24 protein-coding genes are annotated in these 25,203 nt (G+C 73.4%); 11 read left to right on the forward strand and 13 right to left on the reverse strand.

Annotation, left to right across the window (positions count from 1 at the left end):
• Positions 1-15: 15 nt before the first annotated feature.
• The 3 genes from ACGFZL_RS24450 (at position 16) to gvpJ (ending at position 2,539) form a co-directional block, all read left to right on the forward strand.
• Positions 16-1,206, forward strand: a complete 1,191-nt coding sequence (locus ACGFZL_RS24450; RefSeq protein ID WP_393694784.1) for a cupin domain-containing protein — start codon at positions 16-18, stop codon at positions 1,204-1,206.
• On the forward strand, positions 1,203-2,099 hold the full coding sequence (locus ACGFZL_RS24455; RefSeq protein WP_393694711.1) for a sucrase ferredoxin: 897 nt from the start codon (positions 1,203-1,205) through the stop codon (positions 2,097-2,099). The genes ACGFZL_RS24450 and ACGFZL_RS24455 overlap by 4 nt, the downstream gene beginning before the upstream one ends.
• Positions 2,100-2,164: 65 nt before the next feature.
• Entirely contained in the window at positions 2,165-2,539 is a 375-nt protein-coding gene (gene gvpJ, locus ACGFZL_RS24460; RefSeq protein WP_355171672.1) for a gas vesicle protein GvpJ, read from the forward strand.
• 15 nt (positions 2,540-2,554) lie between these two features.
• On the opposite strand, the gene ACGFZL_RS24465 is transcribed toward gvpJ, so the two are convergent.
• Positions 2,555-3,454, reverse strand: a complete 900-nt coding sequence (locus tag ACGFZL_RS24465) for a hypothetical protein (RefSeq protein WP_393694713.1) — start codon at positions 3,452-3,454, stop codon at positions 2,555-2,557.
• Positions 3,451-4,464 carry an SPFH domain-containing protein gene (locus ACGFZL_RS24470; RefSeq protein ID WP_393694715.1) on the reverse strand — a complete coding sequence of 338 codons (1,014 nt, stop codon included), beginning with the start codon at positions 4,462-4,464 and terminating at the stop codon, positions 3,451-3,453. The genes ACGFZL_RS24465 and ACGFZL_RS24470 overlap by 4 nt, the downstream gene beginning before the upstream one ends.
• Positions 4,465-4,675: 211 nt before the next feature.
• Here ACGFZL_RS24470 and ACGFZL_RS24475 point away from each other — a divergent pair, with 211 nt between their 5' ends.
• Together ACGFZL_RS24475 and ACGFZL_RS24480 are read left to right on the forward strand one after the other, a co-directional pair.
• Positions 4,676-5,341, forward strand: coding sequence for a DUF4232 domain-containing protein (locus ACGFZL_RS24475; RefSeq protein ID WP_393694717.1), 666 nt, complete (start codon positions 4,676-4,678; stop codon positions 5,339-5,341).
• Positions 5,342-5,539: 198 nt separating this feature from the next.
• Entirely contained in the window at positions 5,540-5,878 is a 339-nt protein-coding gene (locus tag ACGFZL_RS24480) for an STAS domain-containing protein (protein WP_393694719.1), read from the forward strand.
• A 17-nt stretch (positions 5,879-5,895) separates the two neighbouring features.
• Here ACGFZL_RS24480 and ACGFZL_RS24485 read toward each other — a convergent pair whose 3' ends face one another.
• Positions 5,896-6,771: an alpha/beta fold hydrolase gene (locus ACGFZL_RS24485; protein WP_393694721.1), complete on the reverse strand. Its 876-nt coding sequence runs from the start codon at positions 6,769-6,771 to the stop codon at positions 5,896-5,898.
• Between the two features lie 91 nt (positions 6,772-6,862).
• Between ACGFZL_RS24485 and ACGFZL_RS24490 the strand changes: the two genes are divergently transcribed.
• Entirely contained in the window at positions 6,863-7,375 is a 513-nt protein-coding gene (locus ACGFZL_RS24490) for a CGNR zinc finger domain-containing protein (protein ID WP_393694724.1), read from the forward strand.
• Between the two features lie 7 nt (positions 7,376-7,382).
• Here ACGFZL_RS24490 and ACGFZL_RS24495 read toward each other — a convergent pair whose 3' ends face one another.
• Entirely contained in the window at positions 7,383-7,754 is a 372-nt protein-coding gene (locus ACGFZL_RS24495) for an STAS domain-containing protein (RefSeq protein WP_393694726.1), read from the reverse strand.
• Positions 7,755-8,057: 303 nt separating this feature from the next.
• On the reverse strand, positions 8,058-9,461 hold the full coding sequence (locus ACGFZL_RS24500; RefSeq protein ID WP_393694786.1) for a purine-cytosine permease family protein: 1,404 nt from the start codon (positions 9,459-9,461) through the stop codon (positions 8,058-8,060).
• Positions 9,462-9,695: 234 nt separating this feature from the next.
• Here ACGFZL_RS24500 and ACGFZL_RS24505 point away from each other — a divergent pair, with 234 nt between their 5' ends.
• Together ACGFZL_RS24505 and ACGFZL_RS24510 are read left to right on the forward strand one after the other, a co-directional pair.
• Positions 9,696-10,388 carry an alpha/beta fold hydrolase gene (locus ACGFZL_RS24505; RefSeq protein WP_393694788.1) on the forward strand — a complete coding sequence of 231 codons (693 nt, stop codon included), beginning with the start codon at positions 9,696-9,698 and terminating at the stop codon, positions 10,386-10,388.
• Between the two features lie 58 nt (positions 10,389-10,446).
• Positions 10,447-11,082 carry a GPP34 family phosphoprotein gene (locus ACGFZL_RS24510; protein WP_393694728.1) on the forward strand — a complete coding sequence of 212 codons (636 nt, stop codon included), beginning with the start codon at positions 10,447-10,449 and terminating at the stop codon, positions 11,080-11,082.
• Positions 11,083-11,107: 25 nt separating this feature from the next.
• Here the strand turns inward: ACGFZL_RS24510 and ACGFZL_RS24515 are convergent, their stop codons facing one another.
• A complete protein-coding gene (locus ACGFZL_RS24515) occupies positions 11,108-11,986 on the reverse strand; it encodes an oxidoreductase (RefSeq protein WP_355171654.1) in 879 nt (292 codons plus the stop codon).
• 152 nt (positions 11,987-12,138) lie between these two features.
• Here ACGFZL_RS24515 and ACGFZL_RS24520 point away from each other — a divergent pair, with 152 nt between their 5' ends.
• The gene (locus ACGFZL_RS24520) at positions 12,139-12,990 is read left to right on the forward strand and encodes a helix-turn-helix domain-containing protein (protein WP_393694731.1); all 852 of its coding nucleotides are present in this window, start codon (positions 12,139-12,141) and stop codon (positions 12,988-12,990) included.
• Positions 12,991-13,000: 10 nt separating this feature from the next.
• Here the strand turns inward: ACGFZL_RS24520 and ACGFZL_RS24525 are convergent, their stop codons facing one another.
• The 6 genes from ACGFZL_RS24525 to ACGFZL_RS24550 all read right to left on the reverse strand — a co-directional run bounded on the left by ACGFZL_RS24525 (position 13,001) and on the right by ACGFZL_RS24550 (position 20,081).
• Positions 13,001-14,518, reverse strand: a complete 1,518-nt coding sequence (locus ACGFZL_RS24525) for an HAD-IA family hydrolase (RefSeq protein WP_393694733.1) — start codon at positions 14,516-14,518, stop codon at positions 13,001-13,003.
• On the reverse strand, positions 14,515-15,516 hold the full coding sequence (locus tag ACGFZL_RS24530) for a hydroxyacid dehydrogenase (RefSeq protein WP_393694790.1): 1,002 nt from the start codon (positions 15,514-15,516) through the stop codon (positions 14,515-14,517). Before ACGFZL_RS24530 ends, ACGFZL_RS24525 begins: the two co-directional genes overlap by 4 nt.
• A gap of 77 nt (positions 15,517-15,593) precedes the next feature.
• Complete coding sequence (locus tag ACGFZL_RS24535) at positions 15,594-16,520, reverse strand: carbohydrate ABC transporter permease (protein WP_355171648.1); 927 nt, start codon at positions 16,518-16,520, stop codon at positions 15,594-15,596.
• A complete protein-coding gene (locus ACGFZL_RS24540) occupies positions 16,517-17,320 on the reverse strand; it encodes a carbohydrate ABC transporter permease (RefSeq protein ID WP_393694792.1) in 804 nt (267 codons plus the stop codon). The genes ACGFZL_RS24535 and ACGFZL_RS24540 overlap by 4 nt, the downstream gene beginning before the upstream one ends.
• Before the next feature lie 206 nt (positions 17,321-17,526).
• Positions 17,527-18,828 carry an ABC transporter substrate-binding protein gene (locus ACGFZL_RS24545; RefSeq protein ID WP_393694735.1) on the reverse strand — a complete coding sequence of 434 codons (1,302 nt, stop codon included), beginning with the start codon at positions 18,826-18,828 and terminating at the stop codon, positions 17,527-17,529.
• A 146-nt stretch (positions 18,829-18,974) separates the two neighbouring features.
• The gene (locus ACGFZL_RS24550; RefSeq protein WP_393694737.1) at positions 18,975-20,081 is read right to left on the reverse strand and encodes a substrate-binding domain-containing protein; all 1,107 of its coding nucleotides are present in this window, start codon (positions 20,079-20,081) and stop codon (positions 18,975-18,977) included.
• 163 nt (positions 20,082-20,244) lie between these two features.
• Between ACGFZL_RS24550 and ACGFZL_RS24555 the strand changes: the two genes are divergently transcribed.
• Positions 20,245-22,677: a polysaccharide lyase 8 family protein gene (locus tag ACGFZL_RS24555; RefSeq protein ID WP_393694740.1), complete on the forward strand. Its 2,433-nt coding sequence runs from the start codon at positions 20,245-20,247 to the stop codon at positions 22,675-22,677.
• Between the two features lie 39 nt (positions 22,678-22,716).
• Positions 22,717-23,421: a heparin lyase I family protein gene (locus tag ACGFZL_RS24560; RefSeq protein ID WP_393694742.1), complete on the forward strand. Its 705-nt coding sequence runs from the start codon at positions 22,717-22,719 to the stop codon at positions 23,419-23,421.
• A 22-nt stretch (positions 23,422-23,443) separates the two neighbouring features.
• Here the strand turns inward: ACGFZL_RS24560 and ACGFZL_RS24565 are convergent, their stop codons facing one another.
• Positions 23,444-25,147 (reverse strand): RecQ family ATP-dependent DNA helicase, encoded by a 1,704-nt coding sequence (locus tag ACGFZL_RS24565; RefSeq protein WP_393694744.1) that lies wholly within the window; start codon positions 25,145-25,147, stop codon positions 23,444-23,446.
• Positions 25,148-25,203: the final 56 nt, after the last annotated feature.

The following is a 25,203-nucleotide window of genomic DNA, read 5'->3' on the forward strand; positions in this document are numbered from 1 at the left end:
CCACCCTCCGCCGAACTGCTCCAGGACGCCGGCGCCACCGCGGACGCCGGCGTCCTCGGACCCCGTCTGGTCCACCTCGGCCGGGCGGAGTTCGCCCGCGACATCTGGTCCCGCGTCCCCCTGCTCACCCGCGACGCCAGCGACTTCTCCGACCTGTTCTCCCCGGCCGCGGTCGACGAACTGGTCTCCCGGCGCGGGCTGCGCACCCCGTTCCTGCGCCTGGCGAAGGACGGCGCCACCCTCCCCGCCGCCTCGTTCACCTCCTCCGGCGGCGTCGGCGCCACCATCGCCGACCAGCTGGACGACACCGCCGTGTGGCGCGCCTTCGCCGACGGCGCCACCCTCGTCCTCCAGGCCCTCCAGCGCACCTGGGAGCCGGTCACCGACTTCGTCTCCCGGCTCGGCACGGAGCTGGGCCACCCCGTCCAGGCCAACGCCTACGTCACACCGCCGCAGAACCGCGGCTTCGACTCCCACTACGACGTGCACGACGTCTTCGTCCTCCAGATCACCGGCACCAAGCGCTGGCTGATCCACGAGCCCGTGCACCCCGCCCCGCTGCGCGACCAGCCGTGGACCGACCACCGCGCGGCGGTCGCCGAGGCCGCCGAGGGCAGAGCCTTCCTGGACACGGTCCTGCACCCCGGTGACGTCCTCTACCTGCCGCGCGGCTGGCTGCACGCCGCCGAGGCCCAGGGCGACGTCTCGATCCACCTGACCCTCGGCGTCCACACCTGGACCCGCCACGCGCTCGCCGAGCAGCTCGCCGAGGCCGCGCTGGCCCTGCTGGCCGACGACCCGCGGATGCGCGCCTCCCTGCCCCCGGGACCGGACGGACCGGCCGGCGAGATCGACGACGTCCGCGCACGCCTCGTCGCCGCCCTCGCCGAGGCCGACACCGCACCCCTCTTCCACCGGGCCCGCCGCGCCCAGGCCCGCCCCGCGCCCCTGGGCCCGCTGACCCAGCTCGCGGCGCTCGCCGACCTCGCCCCCGACACCACCGTCCGGCTGCGGGACGCCCTCGAGCCCCGGCTGGAGGAGAGCCGACTGCTGACCCGCGTCGGCTGGCTCGACATCCCGGCCACCGACCTGCCGGCGCTGACCCGGCTCCTCGACGGCGCAGCGCACGCCGCGGGCGACCTCGGCGTCGACCTCGTCCACCGACTCCTGCGCGCGGGCGTCCTGGTCCCCGCCGGACGTCGGTGACCGCCGCGGACCGCTTCCTCTGCGCCGAAGCCGCCCGGGCGCGGGGTGACGCACTCGCGGGCACGGCACCGTACGGAGTCGTCTGGATCCTTATCGAGTACCGCGACGGCTGGCCCCCCAACGGCTTCGACGGGCTCGCCCTCGACCCCGTCACCAAGGCGCGCGTCTACGCCGCGGCCCAGGCGCTGCGGGCCCGGGTGCTGCTGGTCAGACGCCACGGACGGGGCGTCCCCGAGGGTCCGAGACGATGGGCCGTCCTGCGTCACCACCGCCAGGGCGCCCACCGCCAGCAGTGGGGCACCTGGAGCCGGGACACCGACCTGGCCGGCATCGTGGACGCCCTCGACGCGCCCGGTGAGCCCGGCCACCCGCCGGTCGTCCTCGTCTGCGCCCACGGCCTGCACGACGTCTGCTGCGCCGTACGCGGCCGGCCGGTGGGCCGCGCCCTGAACGAGCACTGGCCCGACCTGGTGTGGGAGTGCACGCATGTCGCCGGCGACCGCTTCGCCGCCAACGTGGTGATCGCGCCCGACGGCGTCTACTACGGCAACCTGGACGCCGCCACCTCCGTCACCGCCGTCCGGCAGCACCTGGCCGGCCGCATCCACGCCGATCACCTGCGCGGCTACACCGACCTCGTCCCGCCCGAGCAGGCGGCGGTGGCGGCCGTGCTCGCCCGCTTCGGCCCGGCCGAGCGGCACGCGTACACCACGCGGACGACCAGGCTCGAGCGCGACCGATGGAACGTCCGCGTCGCCGGGGGACCGCCCCACCGCCCGGCCTACGACGTCGAGGTGCGCGCCCACCGCTCGCCACCGCACCAGCTCACCTGCCGCGGTCGGTCCAGGGCCTCGGCGGTCAGCTACGAGGTGACGTCGATCACTGCGGTTTGACCGCGGACGCTGAGGTCAGAAGGACCGTGCGGGATTTCGGAACGAGACGACGAGGAGTGGTCGCGATGGCGGCTTTGCCGGCGCAGCGCAGCGGCGGAGGCGGTTCCAGCGGCCTCTACGACGTCCTGGAGCTGATCCTCGACCGCGGACTGGTGATCGACGCGTTCATACGGGTCTCGCTCATCGGCATCGAGATACTCAAGATCGACATCCGGATCGTGGTCGCCAGCGTCGACACCTACCTGCGCTTCGCCGAGGCGTGCAACCGCCTCGACCTGGAGTCCGGGCCGCGCAAGCCGGCCGGGCTCCCGGAGCTGCCGGAGAAGATGAAGGGCTCCGGCGGCAAGGGCGCGGCCAAGGGCGTCCTGGCCGGTGCCGCGGAGGCGATGTCGGACGCCTTCCACTCGGCGCGGGACGAGAGCCGGACGCAGACGCGCTGACGGGGTGCCGGTCGCTCACGTCACCAGTCGCAGCGACGTCGCCGCGACCCCCAGCCGCACGCTCTGCCCCCAGGCCAGCTCCAGGGCGTCGGACTCCATCCCGTCCCCGAACACCACGAGCCGGTCGGACTCCACCGTCAGCCGCAGCCGCTGCCCCCGCGCCAGCTCGCCGGCCACCCTCGACGTGCCGGTCGCGGGCGACGGCCACGCCTCGCGCACGAACCACAGCAGCCGCGGGTCGCACGGGCCCGGCAGCGGCACGGTGCCGCCGCGCTCCAGCCACAGCGACCTGAGCCAGCCGGTGGCCCCCGTGCCGGTGCCGACCAGCACCCCGGAGGACGCCTGCGCCTCGCCCGGGTCCCGCTCACCGTCGGCGCCCAGCCGGTAGCGGGCCGTCTGGTGGCCGGACGCCCCCAGGTAGATCTCGTTCAGGGCGAGCAGGCGCTGCGTGTCGTCCGCCACGGCCTCGACCATGGTCAGCTCCTCGACCGGGCCCCCGGCGGTGGTCGCGGCACGCAGCAGCGCGGCGGCGTCGGTGCGGCGGTGCCGGACCAGGACCCCGGGGTTGCGCCCCGGGTCGCTGTCGATGCCCACCACCGGCTGTCCGGTCAGGTACTTCGCGGTGTTGGCGACCAGCCCGTCCTGCCCGACCACGACCACCACGTCCTCCGGGGCGAACAGGAAGCGGTCCAGGTCGGCCCGCTCCACCTGGGAGCTGCGCCAGGTGAGCGGCACCGCCGCCGCCACGTCCCGCAGCGCCTGCCGGGTGCGCTCGTGACGGCGGGCCACCTCGTCGATCGCGCGGCCCCGGCTGGAGAGGAAGAACGCGGCCTGCCCGTGCGTGCCGTGCCGGGCGAGCAGCTCCTCGTACTCGGTCCTGCGGTGCACGAGCACCGCCCGCGGCGCCAGGCTCACGCGCTCGCCCCGCCGTCCGGACGCCCGAACCGGCTCAGCAGACCCGTCAGCACATCGGGGGAGAGGGTCACGCTCTCGATCCGCGGCAGGTTCTCCGCGAGGCGGGTCGCCGCCAGCGCGTGCAGCGTGGCCGGGTCCACCTCGCCGTGCACCCGCAGCCAGGCCGCCTCGGCCTCGGCGCGCGCCGCGCCCGTCTCCCGCGCCGCCTCGGCGTCCGCACGGGCGAGCCGCACCCTGCGCGTCGCCTCGGCCTCGGCCCGTACGCCGTCCGCCGCCGCCGTCTCCTCGGCCTCCCGGCGGGTGTTCGTGCCGCGCTGCTCAACCAACTGCTCCTCGCGCCGCGCCAGTTCGATCTGGCTGGCCAGCTCGTTCTCGGCGATGGCGCGCTCGCGCTCGACGGCGACGGCCCGCCGTTCGTAGGTGGCCCGGTCCGCCTCCTGCTGGATCTGCTCCCGGGCCGGGGTGCGCAGGGCGCGCTCCACCTCGGCCTCGGGCCGGATCGCGACGACCCGCACGGCCACCACCTCGATGCCGGTGGCCGGCAGCCGGGGCTCGGCGGCGAGACCGGCGGCGACCCGGTCCCGTACCGCGGCCACTCCGTCCACCAGAGCGCCGGCCAGCGGGGTGCGGGCCAGTACGTCGAGGGTGTGCTGCTGCGCGGTCTCGGTGAGAAGGGTGGCGATCTGCTCCAGGGGCGCGCCGCGCCAGCTCCCGGTGTCCGGGTCCACGGAGAAGTCGAGCCGGTCCGCCGCCTCGGCCGGGTCGCTGATCCGGTAGGTGACGGTGGCCTGCACGGTGACGTCCTGGAAGTCTGCCGTACGGGCGTGGAAGGCCATCGCCAGCTCCCGGTCGTCGACCGGCACCTCGGACAGGGCCGCCGACAGCGACCGGTACCAGAAGCTGAGCCCCCGGCCGTCGTGGGCGAGCCGGCCTCGCTTGTGGTGGCGGACGTGGGCGGTGGGCGCGGAGCGCAGATGGCGCCAGCCGAAGCGCCGGGTGATGTCGGCCATGGAGGACCCCCTTGATCTCGTCAGAGAGACGATAATCGAGTCAGGGTCATATCGTCAAGAGGACGAGAAGAGGTCGAAGGGGTGTCGAAGGGGTGGGGACGCCTCTGTGACAGGGGCGTCCCAAGGGGGTGTCGGACGGAACGACGGGTCCCGTCCGTCCGGTCTTGATGATCGGAGACCGAGACCCGGACAAGCAGAGGAAGAAGCATCCATGCGCGCCCACAAGCTCACTCTCGCAGCCCTCGCCGTCACCGCTGGCCTCTCGCTCGCGGCCTGCCAGAACGACGACAGCGCCGACGCCGCGCAGAGCGCCCCCACGTCCCCGACCGCTGCGGCGCCCTCGACCGGCGAGTCCGGTTCCGGCAGTGCCGACCAGGGCGGGGAGAGCGGCTCCAGCGACAGCAAGCCCACCGGCGGCAGCAAGCCCACCGGTAGCAAGCCCGCCGGTGACGCCGGAACCGAAAGGTGCCGCACCGACGATCTGGGGATCACGGCGACGGACAGCACCATCGGCGGCGACTCCGAAGGCAGTGTCGCGGTGGCGCTGAAGAACAAGACCGGCCGCGACTGCACCCTCGCCGGGTACGCGGGCGTCGACCTGAAGACCGACTCCGGTTCGGTTTCGGCGGAGCGCGCCGGTGAGGCGGCCGACCCGGTCGTCCTCGAGAAGGGCAAGACGGTCTTCTTCGGCGTCACGTACCCGATGAACAGGACGGGCGGCTCGGGTGTCCGCGTCACGGGCCTGGTGGTGACCCCGCCGAACGAGACCAAGTCGGTCACTCTCGACTGGCCCGGAGCCGGCACGCTCCCCGTCACCGACGGCTCCGGCTCCCCGGTGAAGGTCGGCCCGATGGGCAGCGCCGGCCAGGGCGGCTGACCGCACGGCGAGGGCCACGCCCCATGTGTGGGCCTGGTGAACACTTGCCGGGCGTCGCCGGATTGCCCGCATCGGCGGTGTCCAAAAAGCGTGGGTGTGGGACGATGACGGGACGAGAGTCTGGCCGGAGCCCCACCCGACCGCCCCCGCGCGGCGCGGTGTCCACGGACTCCATGACCCCCGGGAAGGGGGCGCGCCATGTCCGTACCGGTCGCCATAGAAGGAAACGCCGCCGTGTTCACGCCGCGTGGCGACGTCGACTCCGACGCCCTGCCCGGCCTCCTCGCCACCGCCCGTCGGCTGCCGCCGACCGTCACGCGGGTGACCTGGGACCTGCGGCACACCGTCTTCATGGACATCGCGGGCCTGCATCTGCTCATCGACCAGCGGGAGGAGTGCCGCGGCGCGGGTCGGCTGCTGACCGTCACCGGCCTGGGTGAGCAGCCGCTGCGCCTGCTGCGCCTGGCCGGACAGCTCTTCCCGGCGGGGCAGTGGAACGACTTCCTGCCGGCCGCCCCGTCGGCGAGCGCCGCCTGACCGACCCGCCCGGTCGCTCAGCCGGCCGCCACCGCGACGCGGTCGAGGAAGTCGTGCACCAGTCCGGCCACGGCGTCACCGGCGCTCTCCAGCAGGAAGTGACCGCCGTCGAGCAGGTGGATCTCGGCGTCGGGGACGTCGTCGGCGAAGGCGCGGGCGCCGTCCGGGCCGAAGATGGGATCGCCCTGTCCCCAGACCGCCAGGACCGGCGGCCGGTGGGTCCGCAGGTAGGCGTGGAGCGCCGGGTAGCGCGGCGCGTTCTCGGCGTAGTCGCGGAACAATGCGAGCTGGACCCGGTCGTTGCCCGGCCGGGAGACCAGGGCGTGGTCGTGGTGCCAGGTGTCGGGGCTGACCACACTCTCGTCCGGGACACCTGTGACGTACTGCCACTTGATGCCCTCCAGTGTCAGCGCGCCCCGGACCTGCGCCTCGTTCTCGGGTGACTGCTCGCGCTGGTACGCCCGGACCGGCGCCCAGAAACTCTCGACGAAGCCGGCGTCGTACCCGTTGCCGTTCTGTGTGACGACCGCCGTGATCGCCTCGGGGCGGGCGAGCGCGAGGCGCCAGCCGATCGGGGCGCCGTAGTCCTGCACGTAGATCGCGTACCGGGTCACGCCGAGACCGTCCAGCAGCCCGGCGGTCAGGTCGGCCAGCGCGTCGAAGGTGTAGTCGAACTCCTCGGCCGCCGGCGCGTCGGAGAAGCCGAAGCCCAGGTGGTCCGGGGCGATGACGTGGTAGCGGTCGGCGAGGGCGGGGATCAGGTCGCGGAACATGAACGAGCTGGTCGGGAAGCCGTGCAGCAGCACCACGGCGGGCGCGTCGGCGGGGCCGGCCTCCCGGTAGAAGAGCCGCTGCCCCTGGACGGTGATGTACCGGTGATGGACGACAGTCATGGCTAACTCCTAAAAGTCAGGTTGATGGTTATCATGCTTGCCGCATCGACCTAACTTGTCAAGTGGAGTCAGGAGGGTTAGATTTTCGGGCATGACCGGGCGCGACGACGAAGAGCTGCTGCTCGACCTGCTGAACACGACCCCCGTGGTGGACGGCGCGCCGACCGACCGGCTCGCCGACGCGGAGGCCGGCCGGTCATGGCTCGCCGCGCACGGCGTCGCCGGCACCCAGGGCGAATGGCGCACCGTCCGCGTCGCGCGCGACACGCTTCAGGACGTCGTGCGCGGCGCGAGCCCCGCCTCGGCCCTGGCGCCCTTCGTCGACGGCGTCCGCCGTCACGCCTCGTTCGCCGACGGGGCGATCACCTGGGAGCTGCACACCCCGCCCGACGGCGACGCGGCGGCCCGCGCCGTCCTCGCCTGGGACAGGCTGCGCGCCGAGAGGCCGGGCCGGCTGCGTCCGTGCGCCAACCCCGACTGCCGCCTCTTCCTGATCGACCGGAGCAAGCCGAACACCGCGCGCTGGTGCTCGATGGCCTCCTGCGGCAACCGCATGAAGGCCCGCCGCCACTACCGGCGCACCCGGGACCTCGGGTCGGAGTGACGGGCGGTCATCCGCCGGCGTCCGGCGACGGCGGACGGGGCGTGTGGGTGAGGAACTGGCCGGCGCCGGTGAGGGTGAACAGCCGGTCCACGACGGGCTGAAGCGTCCCGACGAGCGCGAAGGCGGCACCCCGCGCGCGATGGGCGCGCTGAGCCTCCAGCAGTGCGTGCAGCACCGAGGAGTCGGCGAAGCTGAGCCTGCTGAGGTCGACGTACGTACTGCGGCGGCTGAGCAGGTCGGGGGAGTTCAACGCCGCCTGCACCAAGGCGGTGTCCCGCCACTGGGAGGCTCCGGTCACCTCCACCAGACCGTGCTCTCCGGTCACCGTGACCGCGACCAGCAGCTGGTCTTCCGTGTCCTGCCGGGAAGTGTGCGCCATGGGAACGTCACTCGTTCGGGTGAAGGGGGATGAGGCGGGGGATTGAGGCCCCGAGTGCGGGCATCCGATGTACGGAAAGTCGTATCGGCCGACTCGGTCGACTCGTCCGGCGCAGACGCATGAATTCCCCTCCCGGGAGGGCGTGGCGTGCATCGAAGATGGCCGTAACCGGCCGTTCCGTCACACCCACTACCCCCTACGGCGCAACGCACATGCACACTATCGGCTCACATTAGCGGTCGTTTAACCGAAAATGCGGACGCGTGCGTCGAACGGAAGTCCCCACCGCGCGTCCCGGCGCGGTCACCCCCGGGTCGACGCCAGGGGCTGCTCCGTGCCGAGGATCGTCTCCGGCGGCACGTGCCCGGTGTCGCGCCGGGCGAGCAGCCAGTACAGCGCGGCCGGGACGGCGAGCCCGACGATCCAGGACACGTCCGCCCCGCCGAGCGGCGCGACGAACGGGCCCGTGTAGAACGACGTGGCCAGGAACGGGAACTGCGCGACGATCCCGATCCCGTAGACGGCGAGCGCGTCCGCGCGCCAGGCGCCGTAGCGGCCGTGCGGGTCGGCGAGGGCGGGGATGTCGTAGCGCTCGCGGGAGATCAGGTAGTAGTCGACGAGGTTGATGGCCGACCAGGGGGTGAAGAACGTCAGCAGGAACAGCAGGAAGTCCTTGAACGAGGAGAGGAAGCTGTCCTTGCCGGCCAGCGCGACCGCCGTGCCGGCCACCATGATGACGGCGATGTACCCGGCCCGGCCGCGCGGCGACAGGGTCCGCTGCCCCCGGAAGCCGCTGATCCCCGTCACCATGGACATGAAGCCGCCGTAGGTGTTGAGGACGTTGATGGTGAGCTTGCCGAGCGCGATGACGAAGTACAGCAGCGACGCGGCCAGTCCCCCTCCGCCGAGCGAGACGACGTAGCCGACCTGGTCGTCCAGGAACCTCTCGCCGGCGCTCGCCGCCACCAGCACCCCGAAGGTCATGGACCATTGGGAGCCGAGCGCCGAACCGGACAGCGTCCACCAGAAGGTCGCCCGCGTGCTCGTGGTGCGCGGCAGGTAGCGCGAGTAGTCGGCGACGTAGGGGCCGAACGCCAGCTGCCAGGACGCCGACAGCGACATGGCCAGCAGGAACATCGGCAGCGAGAAGTGCGCGTCCCCGAGCAGCGCGCCCAGGTCCACCCGGTCGAGCAGCCGGAAGCCCAGGTACACGAAGGCGAGCGCGCAGATGACGCTCGCGATCCGGCCCACGGCGTGGATGACGCGGTACCCGACTGCCGCCACGACGGCGGTGACCACGGCGAAGACCACGATGCCGGTGGTGTCGCCGGTGTGCGTGAGCCGGGCGGTCGCCTGCCCGGCGAGCACGCTTCCGCTGGCGAAGAACCCGATGTACATCAGGATGACCAGCAGCAGCGGCACGACGGCGCCCCGCACGCCGAACTGCGCCCGCGACTGGATCATCTGGGGCAGCCCCAGCTTCGGCCCCTGCGCGGAGTGCAGGGCCATGACGGCGCCGCCAAGCAGGTTGCCCGCGACCAACCCCACGAGGGACCAGACGACGTCGCCGCCGAAGACCACGGCGAGGGCGCCGGTGACGACGGCGGTGATCTGGAGGTTGGCCCCGAGCCAGAGCGTGAACTGGCTGACCGCGTGGCCATGCCGCTCACCGTCCGGCACCACGTCGATGGAGTGCCGCTCCACCATGCCGCCGGCCCTGCCCCGACCGCCCGTCGTCCTCGCGTCCGTGCTGCCGGTACGGTCCGTCCCGCTCATCGTCGTCCGCCCTCCGCTCGTGCTCGCCCCGCCGGTACTGCATATGTTCATGCAGACTCCGTTCCAGTGAATGGTTTGTCAATGCCCCGACGGAAAACGCGCAGCCCGCCGTCCGGCCTGCCGTGCGAGGCTGGGACCGGCAACCGCGACGGTCCGGAGGTGGCGATGAGGGTCGTGTTCGTGCACGGGGCGTGCGTCCAGGACGGGGCGTGGTGGTGGCACCGCACCGCCGAGCTGCTGCGGGAGCGCGGCGTGCGCAGCGCGGCTCCCGGGCTGCCGAGCTGCGGCGAGGGCGGACCGCCCGGCGGCCACGACGGTCCCGGCCTCGCCGAGGACGTCGCCGCGGTGCGGGAGGCCCTGGCGGGCGACGAGCCGACCGTCGTGGTCGCCCACAGCTACGGCGCCGTGGTCACCGCGGAAGCGGCCGAGGGGATCCCCTCGGTGCGCCACCTGCTGCTGGTCTCCAGCTACCTGCCGGAGGTCGGGCAGAGCCTCGCGGACTTCGGGGACGGCACACTCGCCCCGTTCCTCGACGTCGACCCCGACACCGGCACCTTCGGCGTCCGTCCCGACCTGGCCGTGGACACCTTCCTGCACGACTGCGACCCCGAGATCCAGGCCCAGGCCCTCGATCACCTCGCCCGGCAGAGCGCGCGGGTGACGGCGCAGCCGGTCTCGGCGGCGGCCTGGCGGCACATCCCGTCCACCTACCTGGTCTGCGCCCAGGACCGGGGCACCCCGGCGCGCCTGCAGCGCGAGTACGCGCGCCGGGCCGGCCACGTGGTCGAGCTGGACGCCGGCCACCACCCGTTCCTGTCCCGGCCGGCCGCGGTCCGGGACCTGCTGCTGAGCCTGTGACGGCGTCCGCCGGCGAAATCCCGCCCGGTCCGCCGGGCGCGGGCGCACAATGTGGGGCATGGACACCGCACGGGATCTGTTCGTCATCACCTCGTCGACGCCCGCGGCCCGCTCACTCGCCCAGGGGGACGTCTCGCTGGCGCTGGCCGCCGCCGAGGTTCTCGACCTGCGCGACGCCGGGGCGCTGCGCCTGGACGGCGACCGCCTCGTCCCCGCCGCCGACCGCCCCTGGCACGCCGACGACCTGGACGCGCTCCTGGCCCGCGCCATGGACCAACTCGTCGCGGAGGCCCCGTACGAGACGGTCGAGGACTGGCTCTGGCGCCGGGGCCGCGGACTCGCCCGCGCCTACGCGGACGCCCTGACCGCGCCGCGGACCGGAGCCGCCCCCGGCCGCTTCCTGACCCGCCTCCTGCACGGCTCCGCCCCCTCCACCGCCACCGCCGAGGAGCACCCGGTCGCGGTGGCCCACCGCGAGGCCACCCACCGGTGGGACGCCGGGGACCCCCTGCTGACGTCCTTCGCCGCGGCTCTCGGCGTCACGGACACACCCCCGCCGCGGGAGGCCGCCCACGCGCCCGACGACGACCTCGTCCTGACCGTCCTGGAAGACGCCCTGGTGGAACTCGCCGCCGTGAGCCAGCGCCGCCAGATCGAGCAGGACGCCTACGACAACGTCTGGCGCGCCCCCTGAGCGACGGCCCCGGGCGGGCCCGCACTCACCGCTCGGCGTCGTCGGCGACCGTGTCCAGCTCGGCGAGCACATCGGCGGGCAGCTCCAGCGCGGCACCCGCGGCGTTCTCGCGCAGATGCCGGTCCGAGGACGTCCCGGGGATGAGCAGCACGTTGGGCGAGCGCCGCAGCAGCCAGGCCAGCGCGACCGACAGCGGGGTGCTGTCCAGCCGCTCGGCGATCTTGTGGAGGACGTCCGACTGCAACGGCGACATGCCACCCAGCGGGAAGTACGGCACGTAGGCGATGCCCTGCCGCGCGGTGAGGTCGACCAGCTCGTCGTCCTGGCGGTTCGCCAGGTTGTAGAAGTTCTGCACGCACACCACCGGTGCGATCGCCTGGGCCTCGGCCAGCTGGTCCGCGTCGACCGTGCTGAGCCCCAGGTGGCGGATCAGCCCCTGGGCGCGCAGTTCCGCGAGCGCGCCGAACTGCTCGGCGACGGAGCCGGGTTCCGGCGAGTCGAAGCCGCCGACCCGCAGGTTGACCACGTCCAGGGCGTCGAGCCCCAGGGCCCGCAGGTTGTCGTGGACCTGCTCGACCAGCTCGGCGGGCGTGCGGGCGTGCGGCCACCCGCCCCGCGCGTCGCGGCGCGCCCCGACCTTCGTGACGATGTGCAGGTCGTCGGGGTACGGCGCGAGCGCCTCCCGGATGATCTCGTTGGTGACGCGCGGCCCGTAGAAGTCGGCCGTGTCGATGTGCCGGATGCCCAGTTCGACGGCCGTGCGCAGCACACCGACGGCTGCGGCGCGGTCCTTCGGCGGGCCGAAGACGCCGGGCCCGGCCAGCTGCATCGCCCCGTATCCGAAGCGGGTGAGGGTGAGGTCACCGACCCGGTAGGTGCCCCCGGGGAGTCCGCTGCCTGTCATGCCGTTCCTGCCTTCGTCCGTCGTCGCCCGCCGGTGTCTCCGGAGGGCTCCTCCTCACCGTAGGAAGGGAGCGCGGTGACAGCCTGTCCTCCGCTCATCCTGGGAGTGAGAGGACCAGGCAGCACGCTCCGGGGGCTTCTACGATCGGAGGCATGAGCAGGAGCAATGTGCTCGGGGAGTACCTGCGGGCGCGACGTGAGCTGACCGACCCCGCTGATGTGGGGCTGCGCGCGATGGGCGTGCGCCGCACACCCGGCCTGCGCCGGGAGGAGGCCGCCACCCTGGCCGGCATCAGCGCCGACTACTACCTCCGCCTGGAGCAGGGGCGGGACCGCAACCCGTCGCCCCAGGTGCTGCGGGCGCTCGCCCGGGTCTTCCGGCTGGACGAGACCGCCACCGAGCACCTGCTGAGCCTGGGCGCGGCCCGCCCGGCCGCGCCCGGACGCCGTCGCGAGGCGGTGCCTGCCGGGGTGCGGCAGCTGCTCGACGCGATCAACCTGCCGGCCTTCGTCGAGAGCCGGACGTTCGAGGTGCTCGCGGCCAACCGCCGCGCGACGGCCGTGTCACCGAACATCCGGCCGGGCGCCAACCGGCTGCGGGCCATCTTCCTGGACCCCGAGGAGCAGGCGCTCTACCCCGACTGGAGCCAGGCAGCCAAGGGCATGGTCGCCGGGTTCCGCGCGTCCGTGGGCAGCGACGTCGAGGACCCGCGCATCGTCCAGCTGGTCGGCGAACTGTCACTGGCCAGCGACACGTTCCGCAAGCTGTGGGCCCGCCACGAGGTGGCCGCGCTGGCCGGCGGCACCCTGCGACTGCGCCACCCACGCGCCGGCCTGCTGGAGCTGCGCCGCGAGAAGCTGCCGCTCAGCGACTCGGGCGGCCAGATCCTCGCCATCTACCACGCCGAGCCCGGTTCGGACTCGGCGCGCGCCCTGGAGGCCCTCGGCGCGGAACCGCCCCACGCGGGGCCCGACGCGCGGGCCCACGACTCCGGCACGGCCTGAGCGGGCCGGCTCAGAGCCCCGCCTCCCGCAGCGTCCGCGCGTCGACGCCCAACAGCCCCTCCACCAGCGTGCGGCGCGGCCCGGGCGGGACCGGCAGGCCGGACGGCACCACCAGCAGCCGGCACTCGGCCGCCTCCGCCGCGGCCACCCCGGCGGGACTGTCCTCCACCGCCAGGCAGGACGCCGGGTCGACGCCGAGCAGCCGCGCGGCCCTCAGGTACGGGTCGGCCGCCGGCTTGGTGCGCGGGGTCTCACCCGCCGCCACGGTCACGTGGAAGGCGTCGGCGCCGAGCGTCTTCAGCACCGCGTCCACCACCGGCCGCGGCGAGGCCGACACCAGCGCCACCGGAATGCCCAGCTCCCGCAGCAGGGACAGCAGCGCGAGCGCACCCGGCAGCGGCACCGCGCCTGACTCGACGGCGGCGAGGAAGCGCGCGTCCAGCTCCTCGGCGAGCTCGGCGACCGAGCGGGCCGTGCCGGTGACGTCGCGGACGTGAGCCGCCGTGTCGGTGCTGGCCCGCCCGAGCACCGACGGCAGGTCCGCGTCGGTGAGTTCGTGCCCGAGACCGGCGGCGACCTCCCGGGCGGCGCGCCACCACAGGGGCTCGGTGTCCACGAGCGTGCCGTCCATGTCGAGCAGCACCGCGTGCGGCATCGCCGCGAAGGGCCGGCCGTCGAGCGTCCAGTGGCGGTCGAGCGGACGGCCCAGCGAGGCGTAGACCTGCGCGGCGACGTCGGCGTGGGCGAGCGGGCGGTCGGGGGCCCGATCGGCGATGTCGGGCCCCGCGGCGATCAGCCACGCGGTCCGCTCCAGGGCGGAGCGGCCGCCGTGCCCGCCGGCGTCCACGTGCCCGTGGTCGGTGACGACCAGGTACGTCCACGCCTCCTCGGCGTAGGACGGCCTGGACTCGACCGCCGCGACCAGCCGCCCCACCCGGGCGTCGGCGGCCACCACCGCCTCCTCGTAGCGGCGCCCGCAGCCCAGTACGTGGCCCGTCTCGTCGACCGCGCCGAGATACACGAAGGACGCCTCCGGATCGTCGGTGGCCAGCACCCGCACCGCGTCCTCGGTGATCTGCTCGTCGCACGCGTCCCAGTCCTCGGCCGTCTCGGCGAGCGGGGCCGAGTACGCCGTGCGGCTCGGGGCCGCGAAGAGCGGGCCGCCGTCGCGGGCGAGCAGCAGGGGCCGCCAGCCGGCCGCCACGAACGTGCGCCGGCCGTCCTGCTCGGCGAGCCGGGTCGCGAAGTCGGGGAAGACCGACAGCCGGTTGCCGCCGAAGTCGTTGCTCCACACCCCGTGCCGGGCCGCGCCGACCCCGGTGACGACGGTGGCCCAGCACGGTCCCGACATGGTCGGGGTGTCCTCGTCCACCAGCACCGGGGCCAGGAAGCCCCGCGCGGCCAAGGCGTCGAGGTGCGGTGTGGCCACGCGGCGCAGCACGTCGAGCCGGACACCGTCGACGCCGATGACCAGGACCCGGCGGCGGGCCGGGGGAGGGGAGAGGCCGGGGCCTGGCACTCGGCTCACGCGGACCTCACCAGTTCCTCCGGCCCCACACCGTGCGCGAAGGGCTCGCCGCGGGCATAGCGCTCCAGTTCGTCGGCCGCGACCAGGGCCATGCGGGTCAGCTCGTTGCCCAGGGAGCCGGCGACATGCGGGGTCATCAGCACGTTGGGCAGGTCGTAGAGCGGGGAGTCGGCGGGCGGCGTCTCCGGCTCCGTGACGTCGAGCACCGCGCTGAGCCGCCCGCTGCGCAGGTGCCCGAGGAGCGCCTCGGTGTCGACGAGCGAGCCGCGGGCGGTGTTCACCAGCGTCGCGCCGTCCGGCATGAGGGCGAGCCTGCGCGCGTCGAACATGTGCCGGGTCTCCGGGAGTTGGGGTGCGTGCACGGAGACGACATGGCTGCGGCGGACGAGGTCGTCGAGGCCGACCAGCTCCGCGCCGAGGGCCGCCGCCTCGGCGGCGTCGAGGAACGGGTCGTACACGAGCACCCGCAGCGCGAAGGGGCGCAGCAGCTCCAGCACCCGGCGGCCGGTGCGGGACGCGCCCACGATGCCGACCGTGCGGCGGTGGTTGCCCGCGCCGGCGAAGAACTGGAGCCGGGGGAAGCGCCCGCGCGCCTCGCCGTAGGCGCGGGCGCTGTCCAGGATCCGCTTGTTGGCCAGCAGGATGGCGGCCAGGGCGTACTCGGCCACCGGCAGCGCGTTGGCCGCCGCCGCGCTGGAGACGGCGATGCCCCGGCGCCAGACCGCGTCGGTCACGTGGTGCTTGACCGACCCGGCGGCGTGCACCACGGCCCGCAGCCGGGGGAGCCGCTCCAGGGCGGCCTCGGTCAGCGGCGGGCACCCCCAGTGGGTGAAGAGGACCTCGGCCGACTCCAGGGCCCGCACCAGAGCGGGGTCGGCGTCCGGCCCCGAGGCCGCGGCGAAGTCGGTGAGCACCAGCGAGGTGTCGACGGCGGCCACCTGCCGCAGCCGGTCGCAGCCGCCCTCGGCGAGCAGGGCGGAGTGCGTGTCGCGCTCCATGGCCAGCAGCGTGCGCGGCCGGCGCGGCACCGTGGGAACCAGCGGGTCCAAGGGGGTCTCCTGCCTTACGGGCATGGTCACTTCACCGCTCCCGCCGTCATGCCGGAGCGCCAGTAGCGCTGCAGGCAGAGGAAGGCGACGACCAGGGGGAGGACGGCCACGAGAGAGCCGACGATGACGAGGGAGTAGTGCTCGGGCTGCTGCTGGACCGTCTTGTCCCACATGAACAGGCCGAGGTTGACCGGGTACAGCTGCTCGTCGTTGAGCATCATCAGCGCACCGTAGAAGTTGTTCCACTGCGCGGTGAACGTGAACAGGAAGATCGTCATGAACCCCGGCGCGAGCATCGGCAGCGCCACCCGGCCGAAGGCCCGGAACTCGCCGGCGCCGTCCACCCGGGCCGCCTCCAGGACCTCGCCGGGCACGAAGCCCTCGGTGAAGACCCGGGCGAGGTAGACCCCGAACGGGTTGACCATGGCCGGCAGCAGCAGCGCCCAGTAGGTGTTGACCAGGTGCGCCTGGGAGAAGAGCAGGTACTGCGGGAGCTGGACGACGGCCGAGGGGATGAACATGCCGACCAGGACGAGACCGAAGAGCTTCTCCTTGCCCCGCCACTCGTAGACGTGGAAGGCGTACCCCGTGGCCACCGCGATCACCGTGGACAGCAGCGAGCCGACCACCGTGTACAGGACGCTGTTGCCGAACCAGCGCAGATAGATGCCGTCGTTGACGGTGAACAGCTCGCGCAGGTTGCCCAGGAGGTGGAAGTCGCCCAGGGCGAAGGGAGAGGTGGCGAACAGGTCCCCGTGGTCCTTGGTGGAGGCGATCAGCAGCCAGCTCAGCGGCAGCAGCGAGTAGACCGCGAAGAGGACGAGGAACGCGTTGACGGCGAGGCGGGACGTGAGCGCCGTGCCGCGCCGGCGGGCGCGGGGCGCCGGTCGCGGCGGTGCCGGAACGGGTGCTCCGGCCCGCGCCGGGCGCCGGGGTACCGCGGTGACGCTCATGCCGCCCTCCCTCGGTTGCCGAGCTTCGTGACGACGAACGACGCCGTGCCCGCGACCACGGCGAGCAGGAGGGCGCTCGCCGCCGCGAGGCCGTAGTCGTGGCGCTGGAAGGCGGCCTGGTAGATGTACATGGTGGGGGACCAGTCGACGCCCATCCCGTTGGCCCGCTGCGAGACGACCATGGGCGCGTCGAAGAGCTGCACGGCGCCGATGCAGGTGAACAGCGCCACCAGGACGACCGTCGAGCGGATCATCGGGACCTTGATCCGCAGCGCGGTGCGCAGGGCGCCGGCCCCGTCGACGGTCGCCGCCTCCAGCGTCTCGCGCGGGACCGCCTGGAGGCCGGCGTAGAAGATGATCACGTTGTAGCCGATCCACTGCCAGGCGGAGATGTTGACCACGGAGACGACGGCGGTGTCCGCGGCGAAGAAGTCCCAGTGCGCCCCCATGCCGTCCAGCGCGTCCACGACCGGGCTCATTCCGGGCAGGTAGAGGTAGAGCCAGACGATGGAGGCGATCATGGCGGGGATGGCGTGCGGCAGGAAGAGGGCGATCTGGAAGAACTGCCTGGCCCGGGCCATCGCCGAGTCCAGCAGCAGCGCCAGGGCCAGCGAGACGCCGATGAGCACCGGGACGTAGAGGACGCAGTACACGCCCATGTTGCCCAGGGAGTCGAGGAAGGCCGGGTCGGCGAGCGCCTTCGTGTAGTTGCCGAGTCCGGCGAAGACCTCCTCGGTGCCGCCGAAGCCGAGCCCCGACTGCTCCTCGTGGTAGAGGCTCTTGTACGCGGCGTACCCGATGGGCGCCAGTGTGACCCCGGTGAAGAGGACGAAGAAGGGGACGACGAACGCGGCGACGGCGGTCCGCTCGCCGGCCCGGGCGGCGGCTCGGGGGCCGCGGGCGCCGACGGCGGTGCCGGGGCGTGCGGCGCGGTCGTCGCCCGGCGCGCGGGCGAGGGGTACTGCCACGGGAAGCTCCTTGGTCGGTGGCGCGGGTCGAAGGGTGCCTACTCGGCGAGGTTCAGACCGCGGTCCTTGATCGCCTGTTCGGCGGCCTGCTGCCCCGCCGACTGGCCCTTCGAGAAGTCGGCCGCCGTCTTGTTCATGGCGGCCAGGACCTGCTGCTGCACCGGGCTCCAGGTCCACCCCGTGACGAGGGTGTCGGCGGCCTGCGCGGCGATCTTGTACGGGTCGACGTCGGCGGGGAAGAAGGAGCGGTCGAAGGACCGGGCGGCGACCGCACGCATCGCCGGATTGGCGGGCAGGGCACTGCTGGGGGTCTTCTGCGAGGTGAAGCGGGCCTTCACGCCGGCCTCGCTGGTGGTCACCCACTCGATGAACTCCACGGCCGCGTCCGTCTTGTCGCTGCCCTTCGGCACGATGTACGAGGTGCCGCCGTACATGCCGGTCGCGGGGCGGCCGTCCCAGGTCGGCAGCGGCGCGATGGCCCACTTGCCCTTGGCGGCGCCGTACGTGGTGGGCATGCCGCCGGCCGACCAGGCGGCGCCGACGAAGCTGAGCAGGGTGCCGTCGGCCCGCTGCTTGGTCTCCTCGGGGGCCCACAGCGGGGTGCGGGAGACGAGGCCGTCGTCGACCAGGCCGGTCCAGTAGTTGGCGACCTTCTTGGACGCCGGGTCCTCCATGTCGACCTTCCACGCGTCACCGGAGGTGGCGAACCACTTGGCGCCGGCCTGCCAGGCGAGACCCGCCACGATCGCCGGGTCGTTGCCGCCGAAGTTGGTGATGCGGGCGTGCGGGTCCTTCTTCTTGATCGCCTCGGCGGCCTTCCGGAACTCGTCCCAGGTCTTGGGGACCTCGATCCCGTACTTCGTGAAGAGGTCCCTGCGGTAGTACAGCTCGAGCGGGGTGACGTCGAAGGGGACGGCCCAGGTCCGGTTGCCCAGTTCGACCAGCGACCGCACGCCCTCGGGGAACTTCTGGTCGACCAGATCGCCCGCCGCCCCGGTCAGGTCGGTCAGATTGCCCTGGCTGGCGTACTCGGGCAGCGCGGAGTAGTCCATCGTCGCGACGTCGGGTGCGCTGTTGCCCTTGATGGCGTTGGTGAGCTTGGCGGCGCCGTCGGGCCCCGCGGGCACCTCGGCGAACTTCACCCGCACGTCCTTGTGGGTGCGGTTGAACGCCTCGGCCGTCTCCTTGGCGCCCGCGGTGGCGGACCAGTACGTGATCGTGACCGGCTTGCCCGCCGCGGCGTCGTCGCCGCCACCCCCGCCGCAGGCCGTGGCGGTGAGGGCCACCGAGGCGAGTGCGGCGAGGAGCGCGAGGCGGGACACCGGCGAAGTGGTCTTCATGACTGGGACGCTCCTCCAGGGACCTGGCGAGCCGGGCGGCTCACCGTGCGGCCCCATGATTTGCGTCGAAACGATCGAACGTCAAGAGCAAACGAAAGAATCAATCAAATCGATCAGAACAGTCCGGCGCCCGTGCGCACGGCGGCTCAGTGGTCGGCGCGCCCCACCGTGGACTCCCGCACCCGCAGCCGCGGCAGCAGGGCCACGTGCCGGCGCGGGCTGTCCTCCTCGGCCGCCGCGCGCCCCTGCGGGAGCCGTGCCGTGAGCAGCTCCGCGGCCATCCGCCCCACCGCCCGGCGCGGCGGGGCCACCGCGGTCAGCGGCACGTCGGCCATCCTCGCCAGCTCGTCCTCGTACGCCACCATCGCCATGTCCTCGGGGATGCGCAGGCCGGCGGCGCGCAGGCGCTGCGCGACGGCGATGGCGTCCTGGTCGTTGTGGACGATCACGGCCTCCACGTCCTGACGCCGCGTCAACCGCGCCACGGCGTCGTCGTATCCCGCCGGGTCCGCTGCCGGGTGCATCTCCAGCGGCGGCGAGGGCGTCAGCCCGCGCGCGGTCAGGGCCGCCTCGTAGCCCTCCTGCACCAGCGGCGCCGTCGGGCTGTCCTTGCGCACCAGCAGCGCGACGCGCTCCCGCCCCAGGTCCGCCAGGTGGTGCACCGCCGCCGCACCGCCGAGCACATGGTCGGAGCGCACACCGTCCAGCTCCGAAAGCCGCCCGCCGGGCGGGATGCGCCGCTCCATCAGCACCGCAGGCACCGGCAGGTCGAGCAGCTGCCGCTCCTGCTCCGCCGTCGGCAGGCCGCGCTCCCAACTGGGCTGCAGCAGCAGGCCCTGGGCGCCCGCGTCCAGCAGCAGGCCGACCTGCACCGGATCCTGGCCGGGCAGGTAGTTGGAGATGCCCAGCACGAGCCGGCCGCCCCGCGCGGCGACCGCTTCGCGCGCACCGTGCGCCAGTTCCGCGAAGTAGTGCTCCATGCTCGGCACGACCATGCCGAGCACCATGCCGTCCTGCGGCGCGGCCGGCGGTGCGCTCGGGGCCGCCCCGGCCAAGAGGCCGCCCTCGCCGGGCCAGGTCACCGCGCCGTGCGCCCGCAGCAGCCGGCCCTCGCCGGCGAGCGCCTCCACATCGCGGCGCACGGTCACCGCCGAGACGCCCAGCGCTTCGGCCAACTCCGTCATGCGCAGGCTGCCGCGTGCGCGGACGAGTTCGAGGACGCGCGCGTGGCGCTGGTTCACATGAAGTCGCATCCGTCCTCCTGGAGGTCCGCCGGCGGTCCGTGAATCCGTTCGGACGCACGGCTCAGCCTAGCCCATCTGATCAATGCTTTCGTTTCGAACATCTTGTTCGTTACGAGTGCGTGTGCTAGAAACCAGTCACTTTCGCAGCATGTCCCCACCGCTCGGAGACACCATGCCCACTTCCTTTTCCCGCCGCGGTCTCCTGCTGACTTCCGGCGGCGCCGCCCTCTCCCTCGGCCTCCTCCCCGGCCCGGCAACCGCCGCCCCCGCCGTCGACGGCGACGAGTTCGACACCCTGCGCGCCCGCTGGCGCACCCTCCTGCTCGGCGAGGGCTTCCGCCCCACCGCAGAACCGTTCCGGAGCAAGCTCGCCGCCCTCGGCACCACCGCCACCGGCCACGCCGCCGCCATGGCACCGGCGGACGGCTCGCTGTGGCCGGACGCCGTCTGGGCCGACCCCGACCCGGACACCGACGCGGAGTCCTACGCCTTCTCCGGCGCGATCCAGACCAGTTACGCCCGGCTGTACGCCATGGCGGAGGCGTGGTCCCAGCCGGGCACCGGCGTCACCGGCGACAACGCCCTCGCCGACCGGGTGGTCGAGGGCCTGGACCACCTGTACGCGCGGGTCTACAACGAGCGCCAGGCGCGCTACGGCAACTGGTACAGCTGGCAGATCGGCGGCCCGCAGGGCCTGCTCGACACGGCGGTCCTCCTGTACGACCGGCTCTCCGCCGACCGGATCGCCGCCTACTGCCGCGCCGTGGACGCCTTCGTGCCGGATTCGGCCGTCGCCCAGTACACCGGCACCTCCACCGGCGCCAACCGCATCGACCTGTGCCGCGTCCTCGCCGTACGCGGCGTCCTGGAACGGCGCGCCGACAAGATCGCCCTGGCCTCGCGGGCCATCGCGCCCGTCTTCCCGTACGTCACCTCCGGGGACGGCCTGTACGCCGATGGGTCGATCATCCAGCACACCGTCGTGCCGTACACCGGCTCCTACGGCGCCGTCCTCCTCGACGGCCTGAGCAAGCTGCTCGCCCTGCTCGGCGGCTCCACCTGGGAGGTCACGGACGGCGGCAAGCAGATCGTCTTCGACGCCGTGGAGGCCGCGTACGCGCCCTTCCTCCACAACGGCCTGTGCATGGACGGTGTCTCCGGCCGGGCGATCTCCCGCGGCCTGCCCCCGGGTGACAGCCGCGGCCAGAACGACGACCAATTGCGCGGCCACTCCCTGATGGCCTCCGTCGTCGCCCTCGGACAGGGAGCGGACGCCAAGACGAACGCCCGCTGGCGGGCGCTGGTCAAGGGCTGGATCACCCGGGCCCACTACCGCCCGGCCGCCACCGACCCCCAGCTCTCCGTCGCCAAGCTCAGCCTGCTGGGCGGCGTGCTGGACGACGCCACGGTCCGCGCCGCCGAGCAGCCGACCGGCAGCCGCGTCTTCCCCGCCATGGACCGCGCCGTCCACCGCACCCGCGACTGGGTGGCGTCGGTGTCGATGGCCTCGCGGCGCATCACCTACTACGAGAACGGCAACGGCGAGAACCTCCGCGGCTGGCACACCGGCTCCGGAATGCTCTACTGGTGGGGCGACGACTACGCCAACGACCAGTACTCCGACCGCTTCTGGCCCACCGTCGACCCCTACCGGCTGCCCGGCACCACGGCCTCCGCCAAGCGGCTCGCCGACGGCGAGGGAGGCATCTGGGGCGCCGCCCTGCCCGACGTCGACTTCGCCGGCGGCACCGGCGACGGCACGTACACCGTCCTCGGCCAGCACCTCAAGGGCCTCTCCTCGACGATGCGGGCCCACAAGTCCTGGTTCCTCCTCGACGACGCGATCGTCTGCCTGGGATCGGCCATCACCGCCACCGACGGCACGCCCGTCGAGACGATCGCCGAGAACCGCCACCTCGGCGCCGACGGACAGGGCCGCCTGACCGTCGACGGATCGGTGCAGCCGACCGCGACCTCCTGGTCGGCCACGCTCACCCGCCCCCGCTGGGCGCACCTCGAAGGCCACGGCGGCTACCTCTTCCCGCACCGCACCCCCCTCAAGGCCCTGCGCGAGGAACGCACCGGCTCCTGGCACGACATCAACACGGCGACCGGCGCCACCACCCCGGTCAGCAGCCGCTACCTCACCCTCGTCCTCGACCACGGCAGCGCGCCGGTCGACGAGGAGTACGCCTACGTCCTGCTGCCCGGCGCCGGCGCCCTGCGCACGGCGGCCCGCTCCGCCACCCTGCGGCAGTGGCTCCGCCACTCCACGACGCGGGACGTGCACGGCGTCCGGGCCCCCGCGCTCGGCGTCACCGCCGCCGCCTTCTTCGCGGCCGGCACCTTCGAGACCCTCACCTCCAGCGCACCCGCCTGCGTGCTGGTCCGCGAACACCGCGACGGCACCGCCGCGATCTGCGTCAGCGACCCCACCCGCACCCTGCGGGAGCTGACCCTCACCTGGCACCGCCCGGTCCGCTCCGTGACCTCCCGCCCCGGCACCCTCACCTCGGCCACCACGGGCCCCGCGCTGCGCCTCACGTTCGGCGACCTGTCGGGCACGGGCGGAACCACCCAGCAGACCACCGTCCGACTCCACTGACCCCCACCCGGAACCACCCTCCCGAAGGAGCATCCCCCCATGGACAAACGCCTCGGCGCCCTCGGCTCCGCCCTCGCCCTCTCCCTCCTCGCCGCCTCTCCCGCGCACGCCTCCGTCATCTGGGACGGTGACGCCTCCGGCGGTACCGCGGTGTTCTCCTCCCTCCTGTGCGACGCGCCCGGCAGCGTGACCGCCCAGGACAACCACGACGGCCGCGGACCGGTCTTCAAGTTCAACAAGCCGCTCGGACTGAAGCGCTGCGAGGCCCACGGCATCACCGTCGGCGGCGCGCGCTACACCTTCCACGAGAACGCCACGTACTGGATCGGCTGGGACACCTCCACCAACACCCCCGACGCCGGCACGATCTTCCAGTGGAAGTCCTACGGCACCAACGACCAGAACCAGCAGAACTACCCCGTCCTGATGAAGGTCGAGGGCGGCGAGCTGAAGCTGTTCCACATCCTGCCCGGCGAGGAGTGGACCCTGAAGTGGTCGACCCCGGTCGCGACGAGCACGTACAAGCGCGTCGTCCTGGGCATCCACACCTCCTCCGACGCCTCGGCCGGCCGGGTCGAGGCGTACTACAACGGCCGCAAGGTCGCCGACTTCACCGGCCGCACCTGGGACGACCTCGGCAACGACACCCGGTTCGGCAGCTACGGCGAGGAGGTGACGGACGCGCGCGTCATCAACTGGATCGACGGCCTGAAGGTGGGGACCGCGTACGGCGACGTCGCCTGACCGCTCCGCGCCCGGGGCCGGCTCAGCACACGGTGAGCAGGTTGTTCCTGGCCACCACGTCGAGGGACAGCGTGCGATAGCCGACGGTCTCGAACAGCACGGTGAGGCGCTCGTCCTCCTCGCTCATCACCGAACCCCGCCCCCACTGCTCGTGCTGCACGTAGGTGCCGGGCCGGAAGGGGTGCCCGTCGCCCGCGGTGGACAGCGCCGCGGGCTCGGGGAGCGGGCCCCCGGTACCGGCCAGGACGGTGGGACCGCCCTCCGCCCCGCCCGCGCCCGGCTCGACGGCCGCGCACCGGTCGCAGGAGCCGCACCCCTCGTCACGGGCGACGGCCTGCCCGAAGTACCCGAGAAGGAAACGGCGTCGACAGCCCGTGGCCTCCGCGTAGCCGCGCATCATGTCGACGCGGGAGCGCTCGAGCTGCTGGTGGGCGTCGGCCAGCTCGATCGCCTGCTGCGCCGCCCGGGCCGCGCCGGCGGTGCCGGTTGCCTCCAGGTCGCCGTCCTCGGTGGTGCGGACGGCGTCCACCTGCTCCAGGAGGTTGACCACGGCCGTCAGCCGGCTGGCCGTCAGGTGAGCCTCCTCACGGAGCGCGGTGGGAGCGACGGGCCCGTCGTGCTCCTCCAGGGTGCCGGCGACCTGGATGACGGTGTCCGGATCCGGCTGGCCCGCCGCGAAGAAGCGCTGCATGCCCAGGTCCTGGGGCCGGTAGGCGAGGATCGCGCGGGCCTCCTCGCCGTCGCGGCCGGCGCGCCCGATCTCCTGGTAGTAGGCGTCCAGGGAGCCGGGGACCGAGGCATGCAGGACGAAGCGCACGTCCGGCTTGTCGATGCCCATGCCGAAGGCGGAGGTCGCCACGACCACGTCGAGACGACCGTCCATGAACCGGTCGTGCACGCTGCCCCGGTCCGCCGCGGGCAGTCCCGCGTGGTACGCCGCCGCGTCGAGACCGAGCAGGCTCAGCTCCTCCGCGTACTCCTCGGCCTCCCGGCGGGTGGCCGCGTACACCAGGCCGGGCTTGGGCTCCGCCGCGGCGCGCTCCACCACGGCGCGCTTCTTGGCCGCGGCGTCCCGGAACGGGACGACCTCCAGGTGGATGTTGGGCCGGTCGAAGCCGGTGACGACCTCCCGCACCTCGCGCATGCCCAACTGCGCGACGATGTCGGCCCGCACCGGAGCGGCGGCGCTCGCCGTCAGCGCCAGCACCGGGGGCCGGCCGATCCGGTCGACGACCTGCCCGAGCCGCAGGTAGTCGGGCCGGAAGTCGTGACCCCACGAGGAGACGCACTGGGCCTCGTCGACCACGAACAGCGCCGGCCGGGCGGCGGCGAGCTGCTCGACCACCTCGTCCTTCGCCAGCTGTTCGGGAGCCAGGAAGAGGAAGTCGACGTCCCCCTCGCTGATCCGGTCCCAGACCGCCGCGTTCTCGCCCCCGCTCTGGGCCGAGTTCACCGCGGCGGCCTCCGCGCCGTCCCGGCTCAACAGCCCCTGCACCTGGTCCCGCTGCAGCGCGATCAGCGGGGACACCACGACCGTCGGACCCGGCAGCAGCAGCCCGGGCACCTGGTACACGGCGGACTTCCCCGCGCCGGTGGGCATCACCACCAGGGTGTCGCGGCGCTCCATCACCGACTCCATGGCCCCCACCTGCTCCGGCCGCAGGCTCTCCCAGCCGAACACGTCGCGCGCGCTGCGGCGCAGACGCTCGGAAGACGCAGTGGCCATCATGCTCCCTCGTGTTGCCTCTCCGGGACGACCGGAACCGGTGCCCGGCTGACCAT

This window comes from Streptomyces sp. NPDC048182 (genome assembly GCF_043202555.1).
In the GTDB taxonomy this organism is placed as follows: domain Bacteria; phylum Actinomycetota; class Actinomycetes; order Streptomycetales; family Streptomycetaceae; genus Streptomyces.